We start from the raw sequence: 13,606 nt of genomic DNA, 5'->3' as shown, positions 1-13,606 counted from the left end.
AGCTGGTCGTCGACCCACCGGGCGCTGGGCAACGGGAGGGTGCGGGTCTGCTGGGCGACCCGGCGGGCCTGCCAGGCCGGCACCCGCAGCGCCTGGACCTTGCGCCACAGCCGCGGGTGCCGGTGCACCAGGTCCAGGGCGTCGCCGATCAGCGCGGCGGCCGCCCCGGGGGTGATCCGCAGCCGCACCGCCAACGGCTCGGCGGTGAACGCCGCCACCTCCGGTGTCCCGTCACCACCCAGCGACTCCGGGGACTCCAGGACGTTCGAGCGGTCGGTCGCGGGGTGCAGCACCGCCCACTGGTAGGCCAACGCCAGCTTCCGCGCCGTCGCCCGGCGCTCCTCGGCATCGCTGTCGGAGAGCGCATCGAGCACACCGCTGGGATCGAGGTCGACGACCTCGAACCGCTCCACCACCGCCGTGCTCATGTACCCACCCAAGCACCGACCACCGACATCGATGACGCCTGCAAGACCTGGGGAATCGTGCCTCTGCCGGGTCGGCACGCTAGCGGCCGAGAACCTCGCGATCCCCGGGATCGCGGGCGGGGTCGTGCTCGGGAAGGGAGTCGTAGGCCCACGCGGACCGCTTCCATTCCGGCACCGGGGTCAGGCACTCCTCCTGCGGGACGAACCGCGAGCGACGTACCTGCTCGTAGCGGTGGATGTACCGCGGGCAGTTCGGGTACACGGCGCGCGCCCGGACCCGCACGACCAGCTGCGCCTCCGGGTACTCCGCGCGCAGCGGGTCCTCGAGGTCGATGCTCGCGGTGCCCTCGAGGCGCATGCGGTGGCCCCGCTCGAGGTCGATGAACAGCATGCCGACCTCACCGGTGGACAGCACGTTGCCCAGGGACAGGTACATCCCGTTGCCGTCGTAGCTCGGGAACGCCAGAGTGCGTTCGTCGAGCACCCGGACGAAGCCGGGCGCGCCGCCCTTGTAGGAGCAGGTCGGGCGCCCGTCGGCGTCCACGGTGGCGAGGAAGAACATGTCCCGCGCCTCGATGAACGCCCGTTCGTGGGCGGCAATCGTGTCGTGCACGAGCAGGTCGTCGATCCGGTCGGCCAGCCTGCGCGTGTCGAAGTGGTCCTGCAGGGAGCGGCTGCCTTCGTGAAACCCGTACGGCATGGCCCGAGTCTCCCGCCGCCGCGCCGGACGGGGCAGGCCGAGGTCTTTCCACTGCCTTACGGATCAGCGGAGGCTGGCACTCCGGCAGGTGCCGGCAGTGCCGCACCGAACGCGACGGAGACGGTGGTGTCGCCCGGCGCGGACCGGAGGCTGACCGTCCCGCCGTGGGCGGTGACGATCGCGGTCACCAGCGACAGGCCCAGTCCGTAGCCGCCGTCGCCGGCGGCCCGGACCCGGGCCTCGTCGCCGCGCACGAAGCGCTCGAACGCCTTGTCCACCAGGTCCGGGGGGAAGCCGGGGCCGTCGTCGTGCACGGAGAAGCCCCCGGGACCGGCGCTCACGGTCACGGTGGTGCCGGCCGGCGTGTACTTGCGCGCGTTGGTCAGCAGGTTCGTCACGACCTGGTGGAGCCGATGCTCGTCGCCGCGGACCTCGACCGACTCCTCGGGCAGCGACAGGCGCCACTGGTGGTCGGGCGCCAGCACACGTTGGTCGGACACCGCCTCGACGAGCAGGCGGCTGACGTCGACCGGCTCGGACTCGAGCGGACGGCCGGAGTCGAGGCGGGCGAGGAGGAGGAGGTCCTCGACGAGCGCGGTCATCCGGGCGGACTCCTCCTCGACCTTGGCCAGGGCGGTGTCGGTGGCAGCCCGGTCGTCGGGACGCCTGCGGGCGAGCTCGGTGTACCCCGCGATCGTGGTCAGCGGCGTGCGCAGCTCGTGCGAGGCATCGGCCACGAACTGCCGCACCTGCTGCTCGCTGCGGTGCCGCGCCTGGAGGGACGAACCGACGTGGTCGAGCATCGTGTTGAGAGCCGAGCCGACCTGGCCGACCTCGGTTCGTTCGTCGGTCAGGTGCGCCGGGACCCGCTCGTCCAGCGTGATCGCGCCGGACGCCAGCGGCAGCTCGGCGACGGCGTGGGCGGTGGCGGCGACCTCGCGCAGGGGGCGCAGCTGGCGCCGTACGACGACCAGGGCCACCGTGCCGGCCGCGGCGACGCCCAGCAGGGTGAGGAGCACCTCCCAGCCGATGAGGCTGCCGAGCGTCTGGTCGACGCTGCCGGACGGCAGGCCGACCACCAGCACCCCTGGAACCCTCGTCCCGTCGGTGAGGAGGAACGTCACCTTCGTCGCGATGACGCGGTACGCACCTTCGCCGGTCACGACCAGGTCGTGCGGTTCGCCGTCCACCGCGACCGCGGCGAGCTGGTCGAGAGCAGCGCGACCCAGGTCCTCGGGTGCGGGCCCGACGTCGTCCTCGTCGCTGTCCGCGACCACGTCACCCGCGGCCTGGAGGCCCTGCGGGTACGTCGCCCGCAGGCTGCCGACGGAGGAGAACCGTTGCGGGCCGTCCCCCGGTCCTCGGGGCTCGCGGATCTCGCGGGCCAGGGACTCCCGCACCTGGTCGTCGAGACGACCGTTGAGGTAGCTCCGCATGGCCAGCGTGGTCGCGCCCGCGATGAGTAGGCACACCACGGCGACCAGCACCACCGCGGTCAGCACCAGCCGGGACGCCAGCGATCGGAAACGGTCCATCAGGCCGGCTTCAGGACATACCCGGCACCGCGCATGGTGTGGATCATCGGCTCACGGCCGGCGTCGATCTTCTTGCGCAGGTAGGAGATGTACAGCTCGACGACGTTGGCCTGGCCGCCGAAGTCGTAGTTCCAGACGCGGTCGAGGATCTGGGCCTTCGACAGCACCCGCTTGGGGTTGCGCATCAGGAACCGCAGCAGCTCGAACTCGGTCGCCGTCAGCGCGATGTCCTGCCCGTCCCGCGTCACCTCGCGGCTGTCCTCGTCCATCATCAGGTCGCCGACGACGAGCACGGAGGTGGAGGAGGACTGGTGGGCGCCGGTACGCCGCATCAGCGCGCGGAGCCGCGCGACAACCTCCTCCAGCGAGAACGGCTTGGTCACGTAGTCGTCCCCGCCGGCGGTCAGGCCGGCCACCCGGTCCTCGACGGAGTCGCGGGCGGTCAGGAAGAGGACGGGCACGCCGGGGTCGGACGACCGCATCCGGCGCAGCACCTCCATGCCGTCGAAGTCGGGGAGCATCATGTCGAGCACGACCGAGTCGGGGCGGAAGGTCTTGGCCACGCTGACGGCCTTGGTCCCGGTGTGGGCGGTCGCGACCTCGAACCCCTCGTACCTCAGGGCCATCGAGATCAGCTCCGCGATGTTCACCTCGTCGTCGACGACGAGGACGCGCAGCGGCGTACCGTCCGGGCGGGTCAGCTCCATGACCACAGCCTGTCCCAAGATGCTGTGACTTTCCTGTGCGATCCCTGTCCCTTCCCCCGCGTGTGGCGGGGATGACATCGTCGGCCCATGCACGCCCGGATCCTGGCCCTGACCGCGCTGCTCGCCGCGCCCCTCGTGGCGACGCCGACGAGCGTCCACGCTGCCGCCACCTGCCATGGGCTCGCCGTCACCATCGAGGGACAGCCGGACACCACGATCACCGGTACGCCGGGTGACGACGTCATCCTGGCGCCGTACGCCTCCTCCGGATCGGTGAACGCCGGAGCCGGCGACGACGTGGTCTGCGTGGTCGTGGACGCGAGCGCGGGCACGCTCTACGCGCCGACGTACCCGGTCCGGGCCGGTGGAGGCGAGGACACGATCGTCCTCGTCGTCGACTCCGACATCGACGTGAAGCTGGACTCGTCGGCGACCTGGGACGTCGGTGACGTGCACCTCCAGGTCGGGCTGGGGAGCCTCGAGGACGCCGTCGTGTCGGGGCACCGGGTGAACGTCTACGGGACCAAGGCCGACAACCTCCTGGTCGCCCGGTCGACCGACGGGGCGTTGCTCACCGGGAAGGACGGCGACGACGTGCTCCGCCTCGGCCTGGTCGCCGGCGGGGACAACCACGACGGGCTGCGCCTGGCGTCCGGCGGTCCCGGGAACGACGTCCTCACCGGCAGCCCGGTCGACGACGTGCTGACCGGTGGCCCCGGTCACGACCGCGCGGTCGGCCGCGCCGGCAAGGACGTCTGCACCGCCGAGGTACGGAAGAGCTGCGAGCTCCGCTGATCTCGAGACGCGCCACCCATCCCGTCGCTGCGCGCCGGTGTGGGTCGGCGCTCCTCGATCTCACGACCCCCCTCGCGTCCGGGCTCGTGCCTCGACCGCACGCGGGTCGTGAGAACTCGCTCGGAGGACTCAGGCGGCGCCTGGCACCATGGACGCCGCCGTGGACATCACCTTCCCGCCGGAGCTGCCGGTCTCGCAGCGCCGTGACGACATCGCCGCCGCCATCCGCGACCACCAAGTGGTCGTGGTCGCGGGCGAGACCGGGTCCGGCAAGACCACGCAGCTGCCCAAGATCTGCCTGACCCTCGGACGGGGCAAGGGCGGGCGGGACGGGATCATCGGGCACACCCAGCCGCGCCGGATCGCGGCCCGGTCGGTGGCCGAGCGGATCGCCAGCGAGATGGGGTCCGAGCTGGGCGACGTGGTCGGGTACCAGGTCCGCTTCACCGACAAGACGTCGCGCGCCGGCCGGGTGAAGCTGATGACCGACGGCATCCTGCTGGCCGAGCTGCAGCGGGACCGGGACCTGCGGAAGTACGACACGATCATCATCGACGAGGCGCACGAGCGGAGCCTCAACATCGACTTCCTGCTCGGGTACCTCAAGCGGCTGCTGCCGCGCCGCCCCGACCTGAAGCTCATCATCACCAGCGCGACCATCGACCCGGAGCGGTTCGCGCAGCACTTCGCGGATCGCCGGGGGAAGCCGGCGCCGATCGTCGAGGTGTCCGGCCGCACGTACCCCGTCGAGGTCAGGTACCGCCCGCTCGTCGAGCTCCCCGAGGAGGACGAGGAGGGCGAGGCGATCGTCCGCGACCAGACCGAGGCGATCGTCGACGCTTGCGCAGAGCTCGGCCGCGAGGGACCCGGCGACATCCTGGTGTTCCTCCCCGGGGAGCGGGAGATCCGCGACACCGCCGAGGTGCTGACCGCAGAGCGGCCGAACGACGAGATCGTGCCGCTGTACTCACGGTTGTCGGCCGCTGAACAACATCGTGTCTTCGCTCCCCATACGCAGGGCCACCCCGGCCGCCGCATCGTCCTCGCCACCAACGTCGCCGAGACCTCCCTCACCGTGCCGGGCATCCGGTACGTCGTGGACTCGGGCGTCGCACGTATCTCCCGCTACTCGGCCCGCACCAAGGTGCAACGCCTGCCCATCGAGGCGATCAGCCAGGCGTCGGCGCGCCAGCGCTCCGGCCGCTGCGGACGCGTCGAGGCCGGCATCGCCATCCGGCTCTACGCCGAGGAGGACTTCGAGTCCCGGCCCGTCTTCACCGACCCGGAGATCCTGCGCACCAACCTGGCCTCGGTCATCCTCCAGATGACGTCGCTGCGGCTCGGCGACATCGCCCGGTTCCCCTTCGTCGACCCGCCGGACAAGAGGAACGTCGCTGACGGCGTCCAGCTGCTCGAGGAGCTCGGCGCTGTGCAGGAGCGGCAACGGCTGACCAAGGTCGGGCAGCGGCTCGCCCGGCTGCCGATCGACCCGCGCCTGGGGCGGATGATCCTGGAGGCCGAGCGGCTCGGCGTCGTCCGCGACGTGCTCGTCATCGCGGCTGCCCTGTCCCTCCAGGACCCGCGCGAGCGACCGGCCGAGCAACGGCCGCAGGCCGACCAGCAGCACGCGCGGTTCACCGACAAGAAGTCGGACTTCCTCACCTGGCTCAACCTCTGGCGCTACCTGCGCGAGCAGCAGCGCGAGCTGTCGGGCAGCGCGTTCCGGCGGATGTGCAGGCGCGAGTACCTCAACTACCTGCGCGTCCGCGAGTGGCAGGACTTCGAGTCCCAGCTGCGCCAGGTCTGCAAGGAGATGCGGATCGACCTCGGGAAGCCGTCCGGGGAGCCGGACGACGACGCGATCCACCAGTCCCTGCTGGCCGGTCTGCTCAGCCACATCGGGATGCTCGAGGAGCGCGTGCAGGCCAGGGGGAATGAGCGCGTCCGGGGCCCCCGGGAGTACCTGGGCGCGCGCAACAGCAGGTTCGCGGTCTTCCCCGGCAGCGGGCTGAAGGGCGCCAACCCGGCGTACCTGATGGCCGGCGAGCTCGTCGAGACCGGCCGTCTCTGGGCCCGCCAGAACGCCGCGATCCAACCCGAGTGGGCCGAGCGCATCGGCGCGCACCTGGTCAAGCGCACGTACTCCGAGCCGCACTGGTCCAAGAAGCGCGCCGCGGTGATGGCCTACGAGCGGGTGACGCTGTACGGCGTCCCGTTGGTCGCCGACCGGCTGGTGCAGTACGGCCGCATCGACCAGGCGCTCAGCCGCGAGATGTTCATCCGGCACGCGCTCGTGTACGGCGAGTGGTCGACGACGCAGAAGTTCTACCGGGAGAACCTCCGCCTGCTGGAGGAGGCCGAGGAGCTCGAGCACCGCGCCCGCCGCCGCGACATCGTGGTCGACGAGCACACGCTCTTCGAGTTCTACGACGCGCGCATCGGGCCGGAGGTCGTCAGCGGTGCGCACTTCGACTCGTGGTGGAAGGAGGTCCGCCGCCGTGCCCCGGACCTGCTGACCTTCGACCCGGCGATGCTCACGAACGACACGGTCGAGGAGGTGCGCGAGGCGGACTACCCGCAGGCGTGGGAGGCCGAGGGCCTGACGTTCCCGATCTCCTACGTGTTCCAGCCCGGCTCCGCCGACGACGGCCTCACCATCGACGTGCCCGTCGCCACCCTCAACCGGGTGGAGGCCGACGACTTCTCCTGGAACGTCCCCGGCCTGCGCGCGGAGCTGGTCACCGACCTGATCCGCAGCCTGCCCAAGAACCTCCGGGTGTCCTTCGTGCCGGCGCCCAACACCGCCCGCGAGTTCCTGGCCCGCGTGCCGGCCGGCGACGAACCCTTGCTGGACGCGCTGGAGAGGTACCTGCGGTCGACCACCGGCGTCGTCGTCCCGCGCGAGGCCTGGGACTGGGAGAAGGTGCCCGCGCACCTGCGGCCGACCTACCGCGTCGTCGACGACGCCGGCACCGAGCAGGCGCGGGGCAAGGACCTCGAAGCGCTGAAGGCGCCCCTACGGCCGGCCTTCGACGCGGCGCTGGCCGAGGTCGCCACGTCCGAGGGTCTCTCGGCGACCGGGCAGACGACGTGGACGTTCGGCACGATCGAGGAGGCCGTGCTCCAGCGACGGGCCGGCCACGAGGTGCGCGGCTTCCCGGCGCTCGTCGACGAGGGCGCGACCGTCGGGATGGGCGTGTACGGGTCGGCCGACGAGGCGGACGCCAGGCACCGGCTCGGCGTACGACGCCTGCTGCTGCTCGGCATGAGGAACCTCGATCCCCTTGCTGCCCTGGGGAATGCCGAGAAGCTGGGACTGGCCGGCTCGCCGTACCCGACCGTCGCCGAGCTGGTCGACGACCTGCGTGCCGCCGTCGCCGGATCCGTCGTGGACGCTCACCCGCCGGTCCGCGACGAGAGGGCGTACGACGCGCTCGCCGAGGAGCTCGACGGCGTCCTCGAGGAGCGGCTGGCGGCCGTGCTCGCCGACGTGCTGCGGGTGCTGGAGGTGTGGCGCCAGACCGAGAAGCGGATCAGCGGCCGCGCCGAGCTGACGACGCTGGCCGCGATGCAGGACATGCGCGCTCAGGTGAGCCGGCTGGTCGACCGCGGGTTCGTGGGGGAGGCCGGTCCCGAGCAGCTGCGCCGGTACCCGGTCTACCTGATGGCCGTCGACCACCGCCGCGAGCGGCTGGACTCCCAGGTGGCGAAGGACGCCCAGCTGATGGCGCAGGTCGCCGACGTGCAGGCGTCCTACCTCAACCACGTTGCCGCGCTGCCCGCAGGACGTCCTCCCGGGGCAGCCCTGCGGCGGGTGCGGTGGATGCTCGAGGAGTACCGCGTCTCGCTGTGGGCGCAACAGCTCGGGACGGCGTACTCGATCTCGGACCAACGCATCCGGCGGGCCCTCGCAGACAAGAGCACCTCGCGGTCGTAGCCTGCTGCGTGATGACAGAGCGACCCCATCACAAGCCGCTGACGCCCGGCGACCGGTTCTTCGAGGCCATCGAGGGCGGCAGTGACCCGGCCCTGGTCGCGGAGGCCGCAGACCGCGCTGCCCAGCTCATCGTGCGCGGGGCGCGCGGTCCGGAGCAGGCCGAGATCGGCGAGCGGCTGACGCACCTGGCCGAGACCGAGGGGATCGAGACGATCGCCGAGCTGTGGTCGCGCGCCGCGGCGGACTCGCTGGCCGGTTGCCTGTGGCGGTTGTTCCTGCTGCGGCAGTGGGTGTACGCCGACCCGGCGGGCGTCGCGCGCCAGTTCGAGGCCGGACGGCTGCACGCGCCGGTCGCGGGCGCGGTCGCCGGCGTGGCCGACCCTCCCGGGCCGGAGGAGTTGAAGACGATGGTCGACCACGTGCTGCGCGGGATCGCGATGTCGGAGTTCGTGGACGTGCTGTTCCGCGCCGCGGCGTTCGCGCGCGTGGTCGCGACCGGGCGGGCGGCCCTCGACGTACCGGCCGAGGAGGCGTCGCGGATGCAGACCCTGGCCGACCAGCTGGAGTCGGCCGCACGGCTCGAGCTGGACCACTCGCTGGCCTGAAACTCGCGCCTGGTCACAAATTCCCCGCGGTCACCCACGAAGCACTAAACTCTTGGCGTGTGCCGGGCCGCGGCAGCCCCGGGTCCCAACTTCAGCCGCTACGAGCGGCCTTGCGCCGTGAGGCGCTCCCGGTCCGGCACACACACTCTGATCCCGGTGGTTCCCTAGGCTGTCCCCATGGATGAGCCCGGGATCGTCTACGCGCCCGAGGTCGACGGCGAACCGGACCCCGGCGAGGTCGTGTGGGGCTGGGTCCCCTACGAGGAGGACCCGTCCCAGGGCAAGGACCGGCCCGTGCTGCTGCTCGCGCGGGGTACCGAACCTGGCACCTGGCTCGGCCTGATGCTCACCAGCAAGGACCACGACCGAGACGCCGAGGACGAGGCGCACTGGGGCAGGTACTGGATGGACGTCGGTACGGGCGCCTGGGACCACGAGGGCCGGCCCAGCGAGGTACGGCTGGACCGTCTCCTCGTCCTCGACGACTCCGCCATCCGCCGCGAGGGAGCGGCGCTGGACCGGGCGACGTTCGAGGCGGTCGTCGCGGCTGCGCGCGAGCACCACGCCCTCTGACCGCTGGTCGAGGAGGGACGAAGTCCCGTCACGAGACCCCTGGACGTGGGCAGCTCGCTCACGGGGTCTCGTGACAGGCGCTAGCGCGCCTTCCTCGACCAGCGGGTCAGAACGTCGCGGCGATCCGCTTGAGGGCGGCCTTGGTGGGGGCGGGGTCGGAGGAGGCGGGGCTGGTGAACGAGACGACGCTGAGGTACTCGCCCTTGCGGACGATGCCGAGGTCGGTGGCCCGGTCGCCCTGGGCGACGCGGTAGGCCTCCGCGGAGCCGGTGGCCACCTCGACGGCACGTCGGTCGCCGACCGTGCCGTCGACCCGGCCGGCACAGTCGGCCTGCCAGGAGTCGAGGACCTGGTGGGCGCGCCAGGCGGACTTGTTGTCGGCGAACTTCGCCACCACCTGCACGGCCTTGGGCGAGGAGGCCGACGAGCTCCACGTACGTCGGGCGGCGGACAGCGCCCCGATGTCGACCAGCGAGGTGAGGTGGCAGGGACCGAGCACCTCGTCGGCGTCGGTCGTGTCCACACCGGTCCAGTCGGCGCCGGCCGTCGGCATCTTGTCGGTCGCGAGGAGGTGGGCTGCCGGGCCGATCTTGCGCTTCGGCACCTGGGCGATCGCGGAGGAGGGGTGCGCCTCGTCGCCGCAGGAGGTGAGCACCGTCACGGCGACGACCAGGCAGGTGAGCAAGGTCATCCGGAACGTACTGGGGGAAGTCAGCACGCGCTGATCGTAGGAGCCGTGGGCGCCTCCAGCCCGTCACGACACGGGCTTCCGGGGCGGCAACCGTCGGTGTCGTACCGTCCGTCGCGGGCACTACAGTGAGCCCCCGGCAGAGGGGCAGAGGAGGAGCAGCGGGTGAGGTCGGCGGTCACGCGCGTGCTCGGGGCGGGCCTCACGGTGGTGGCGGTGACGACGGCGCTGGTCCTCTCGTTGGCCGCGTGCACGACCGACTCCAGCAGCTCACCGAACCCTCCGCCGGAGACCAGCAGCGCGCCGTCCTCCCCGTCCGAGCCGGTGAAGCTGACCTTCGGGGTCTACGGCTCGCCCGACGAGGTGGCGGCGTACACCGACATGGCCCGGCACTTCGACTCGACCACCGAGCGGGCCGAGGTGGACGTCGAGCACTGGAAGGGCCACGACGGCCTGCGCACCGCGGTCGAGCGCGGCGACCCGCTCCCGGACGTGTTCCTGGTGTCGCGCCGCGACATGCGCTGGTACCTCGACAACCAGCTGACCCGGCCCGTCGACTCGCTGCTCGACGAGCGGGGCGTGGACTTCGGCGACGTCTACAGCCGAGACGCGCTGACCGCGTTCAGTGCCGACAACCGCCTGCAGTGCATGCCGTACGGCGTCGCCCCTCAGGTCGTCTTCTACAACGAGGACCTGGTCGACTTCGAGCGGATGGAGCTGCGCGGGCTCGAGGTCCCGAACGACCACAAGCGGTGGAGCTGGGACGAGTTCGTGGCGGCCGCCGAGTTCGCTGCGAGACCCAGCAAGGGCACCAAGGGTGTCTCGGTCGAGCCGACGCTGCCGGGCATCGCGCCGTTCGTGTACTCCGGCGGCGGCGACCTCTTCGACGACGACAGCGACCCGACCTCGCTGGCGTTCAGCGGTGAGGGCACCCAGGCGGCACTGCAGACGATGCTCACCCTGTTCCGCGACCCGAAGCTGACCCTCACCGAGGAGCAGCTGGCCGAGAAGCCGGCGCTGGAGTGGTTCGAGGCGGGCAAGCTCGGGATGATCACCGGCAGCCGTGCGCTCGTGCCGCAGCTGCGCAAGGTGCCTGCGCTCCACTGGGACGTGATGCCGATCCCGACGATCGACAGCCAGGCGACGACCGGCGAGATCTCGGCGCTCTGCATCTCCGCGACCGCCGTGAGCCCGGCGACCGCCGCGGACTTCCTGGTGTACGCCACCAGCACCGACGCGGTCACCGAGGTCGCCAAACGCGGCTACCTCCAACCGGCCAACCAGGAGGTCGCGTACTCCGACGACTTCCTCCAGCCCGACCAGGCGCCGCTCTCGGCCACGGTCTTCAACGACGCGCTCGGCAAGATGGCGATCCCGCCGCTGCTGGACACGTGGGACGACCTCGACGACGTGGTGGCGCCGTACCTCCAGCAGCTCTTCTACGGTGCCCCGATCCTCGACCTGGCCGCGGTGGGTCAGGACATCGACCTGGCCTCGCAGCCGATCCTCAACCCCGAGACGGCCACGCCCAGCCCGACCGACGGGACGCAGAGCCCGAGCGACGCGACGACCGGGAGTCCTACGGGGTCTCCGTCGGGGTACTAGCCGGCTCGTCCGCGTCTGTCGCCTGGGTCGGCTCCACGACGACCTTGCCCTCCGCGACCTCGCGGTCGGCGGCCAGCACGGCCTCGGCGAGCAGGGGAGCGGTCAGTCGTACCTGCCAGGCCCGGGCTCCGAAGTCGCGCAACGTCATGGCCATCGCGCGGGTCAGCGGCTCCTCCTCACGCGTGTGCGGAGGGGTCCAGAGCACCCGCCGGACGAAGTCGGGGGTCAGCAGGTTCTCGGCCGGCACGTCCTGCTGCTCGGCCAGCGCGGTGATGGCCTCGCGGGCGAGCTGGAGCCGCCGCGCCGCGACCGGGTCCTTGTCGGCCCAGGCACGCGGCGGAGGCGGGCCCTCGGCACGCGGGGAGCGCGTGGGCAGCTGGCTCTCGGGCAGGTCACGGACCTGCGCCAGCACGGCGACCCACCGGCCGGCGTACCGGTCGGCTCCTCGCCCGTAGAAGCCCTTGGTGGCCTTGAGCGCCGCCCGCGTGGTCGGCATGGCCAGCGCCGCGGCGATGATCGCGGAGTCCGGGATGATCCGGGTCGGCGTGACGTCCCGCTCGGCGGCGATCTGGTCGCGCGTCGTCCAGAGCGCCCGGACGGCGCCGAGCGCGCGGCGGCCGCGGACCTTGTGCAGCCCGGACGTGCGCCGCCACTGGTCCACGCGGGCCTGCTGGGTGAACCCGCGCAGCCAGTCGAACTCCTCCGCGGCCCAGAACTCCTTGCCGGACGCGACCAGCTCGCGCGCCAGCACCTCGCGCAGCTCGATCAGCATCTCGACGTCCAGCGCGGCGTACTCGAGCCACGGCTCGGGCAGCGGCCGCGTCGACCAGTCGACGGCGGAGTGCTCCTTGGCCATCCGCTGCCCGAGCAGGGTCTCGACGAGTGAGGCGAGACCGACGCGGGGGTACCCGAGCAGCCGGCCCGCGAGCTCGGTGTCGAACAGCCGGGTCGGGTAGAGCCCCAGCTCGGTGAGGCACGGCAGGTCCTGGGTGGCGGCGTGCAGGATCCACTCGGTGCCCTCGAGCACCTTCTGGAGCGGCGCCAACGAGTCGAAGGCGATCGGGTCGACCAGCGCCGTGCCGGCACCCTCGCGACGCAGCTGGATGAGGTACGCGCGGGCGGAGTACCGGTAGCCGGACGCCCGTTCGGCGTCGATCGCCACCGGTCCCGTGCCGGCGGCGAGGGCCGCGCACACCTCGGCCAGCCCGGCGTCGGTGTCCACGATGCGCGGCAGGCCGTCACGCAGCGGGAGGAGGGGGACGTCGGCCGGCGGCTCGTCGGCGGGAGCGCCTGAGTCCGTCTCGGGGTCGATCTCGGCGTCGATCTCGGGGTCGTCGTGGGGAAGTTTCTCGGCGGGCGGCATCAGCGACCGCGCTGCCCTCGCCTGCTCGGGATGGCGGTGACCCCTTCAGGGACTGGTTCGAGGCCGACGGCCGTGCACAGGAGCTCGCCCCAGGCCTCCACGTGGGGAGCGACGTCGAGACCCGCGGCCGAGCCGATGGGCGTCCACGAGGCCCGCAGCTCGAGCTGGGCGGAGCCGCCCTCGTCGGACATGCCGCCGAAGCTCTCGGTGGCCACGCGGGTGACGGTGCCGGACGCGGCGGTGTACTCCGCGCCGTGCGCGTCCAGGGCCTCGGTCAGCCACGACCAGCCGACCGCCGCCAGCATCGGGTCGGTGACCAGGTCCAGGTCGATCTCCGCGCGGGCGTAGGCCACGCAGCGGTAGGTGCCGTCCCAGGCGTCGTTGCCCGCCGGGTCGTGCAGCAGGATGATCCGCCCGGTGCCCAGGTCCGTGCCGTCCACGGTCACGTCGGCGGTGAGCGCGGCGGCGTACGGCGCGATCCGCTGCGGCGCCGGCATCTCCTCGCAGAAGACCTCGGGACGCAACCGCGCCGCGCGCATGGAGGCCACCGCCGCCCGGAACTCGGGGGGGCTCGAGTCCGCACCCGTCCCCGGGTGGGTCTCTTGACGGACCACCATGGGTTCAACAGTAGGTCGGTCGTCCAGTGCCGATGTGCGAACACGCCGACTGA

The 13,606-nt window shown here is 72.1% G+C and carries 11 protein-coding genes and 1 pseudogene; 5 read left to right on the top strand and 7 right to left on the bottom strand.

What is annotated here, in order from left to right; translation table 11 throughout:
* The 4 genes and pseudogenes from ISU07_RS13610 to ISU07_RS13595 form a co-directional block, all read right to left on the bottom strand.
* Positions 1 to 428: pseudogene (locus tag ISU07_RS13610) on the bottom strand (DUF222 domain-containing protein); the annotation flags it as partial.
* Between the two features lie 79 nt (positions 429 to 507).
* Positions 508 to 1,128 carry a pyridoxamine 5'-phosphate oxidase family protein gene (locus ISU07_RS13605; RefSeq protein WP_194707329.1) on the bottom strand — a complete coding sequence of 207 codons (621 nt, stop codon included), beginning with the start codon at positions 1,126 to 1,128 and terminating at the stop codon, positions 508 to 510.
* 56 nt (positions 1,129 to 1,184) lie between these two features.
* A complete protein-coding gene (locus ISU07_RS13600; protein ID WP_194707328.1) occupies positions 1,185 to 2,663 on the bottom strand; it encodes a sensor histidine kinase in 1,479 nt (492 codons plus the stop codon).
* Complete coding sequence (locus tag ISU07_RS13595) at positions 2,663 to 3,370, bottom strand: response regulator transcription factor (RefSeq protein WP_323742599.1); 708 nt, start codon at positions 3,368 to 3,370, stop codon at positions 2,663 to 2,665. The genes ISU07_RS13600 and ISU07_RS13595 overlap by 1 nt, the downstream gene beginning before the upstream one ends.
* 87 nt (positions 3,371 to 3,457) lie before the next feature.
* Between ISU07_RS13595 and ISU07_RS13590 the strand changes: the two genes are divergently transcribed.
* The 4 genes from ISU07_RS13590 (at position 3,458) to ISU07_RS13575 (ending at position 9,280) form a co-directional block, all read left to right on the top strand.
* Positions 3,458 to 4,165 (top strand): hypothetical protein, encoded by a 708-nt coding sequence (locus ISU07_RS13590; RefSeq protein ID WP_228521833.1) that lies wholly within the window; start codon positions 3,458 to 3,460, stop codon positions 4,163 to 4,165.
* A 148-nt stretch (positions 4,166 to 4,313) separates the two neighbouring features.
* Entirely contained in the window at positions 4,314 to 8,102 is a 3,789-nt protein-coding gene (gene hrpA / locus ISU07_RS13585; RefSeq protein WP_194707327.1) for an ATP-dependent RNA helicase HrpA, read from the top strand.
* A gap of 11 nt (positions 8,103 to 8,113) precedes the next feature.
* Positions 8,114 to 8,707 (top strand): hypothetical protein, encoded by a 594-nt coding sequence (locus ISU07_RS13580; RefSeq protein ID WP_194707326.1) that lies wholly within the window; start codon positions 8,114 to 8,116, stop codon positions 8,705 to 8,707.
* A gap of 177 nt (positions 8,708 to 8,884) precedes the next feature.
* Positions 8,885 to 9,280, top strand: a complete 396-nt coding sequence (locus tag ISU07_RS13575; RefSeq protein ID WP_194707325.1) for a type II toxin-antitoxin system PemK/MazF family toxin — start codon at positions 8,885 to 8,887, stop codon at positions 9,278 to 9,280.
* 106 nt (positions 9,281 to 9,386) lie between these two features.
* Here the strand turns inward: ISU07_RS13575 and ISU07_RS13570 are convergent, their stop codons facing one another.
* On the bottom strand, positions 9,387 to 9,998 hold the full coding sequence (locus ISU07_RS13570; RefSeq protein WP_194707324.1) for a hypothetical protein: 612 nt from the start codon (positions 9,996 to 9,998) through the stop codon (positions 9,387 to 9,389).
* 135 nt (positions 9,999 to 10,133) lie between these two features.
* Here ISU07_RS13570 and ISU07_RS13565 point away from each other — a divergent pair, with 135 nt between their 5' ends.
* A complete protein-coding gene (locus ISU07_RS13565) occupies positions 10,134 to 11,573 on the top strand; it encodes an extracellular solute-binding protein (protein ID WP_194707323.1) in 1,440 nt (479 codons plus the stop codon).
* Here the strand turns inward: ISU07_RS13565 and ISU07_RS13560 are convergent.
* Positions 11,548 to 12,936 carry a ribonuclease D gene (locus ISU07_RS13560; protein ID WP_194707322.1) on the bottom strand — a complete coding sequence of 463 codons (1,389 nt, stop codon included), beginning with the start codon at positions 12,934 to 12,936 and terminating at the stop codon, positions 11,548 to 11,550. The two genes, ISU07_RS13565 and ISU07_RS13560, sit on opposite strands and share 26 nt — an antisense overlap.
* On the bottom strand, positions 12,936 to 13,553 hold the full coding sequence (locus ISU07_RS13555) for a DUF3000 domain-containing protein (protein ID WP_194707321.1): 618 nt from the start codon (positions 13,551 to 13,553) through the stop codon (positions 12,936 to 12,938). Before ISU07_RS13555 ends, ISU07_RS13560 begins: the two co-directional genes overlap by 1 nt.
* Positions 13,554 to 13,606: the final 53 nt, after the last annotated feature.

This window comes from Nocardioides islandensis, assembly GCF_015352455.1.
Taxonomy (GTDB): Bacteria; Actinomycetota; Actinomycetes; order Propionibacteriales; family Nocardioidaceae; genus Nocardioides; species Nocardioides islandensis.
The sequence above is the reverse complement of the archived record's forward strand: the minus strand, read 5'-3'. Positions and strand labels throughout refer to the sequence as shown.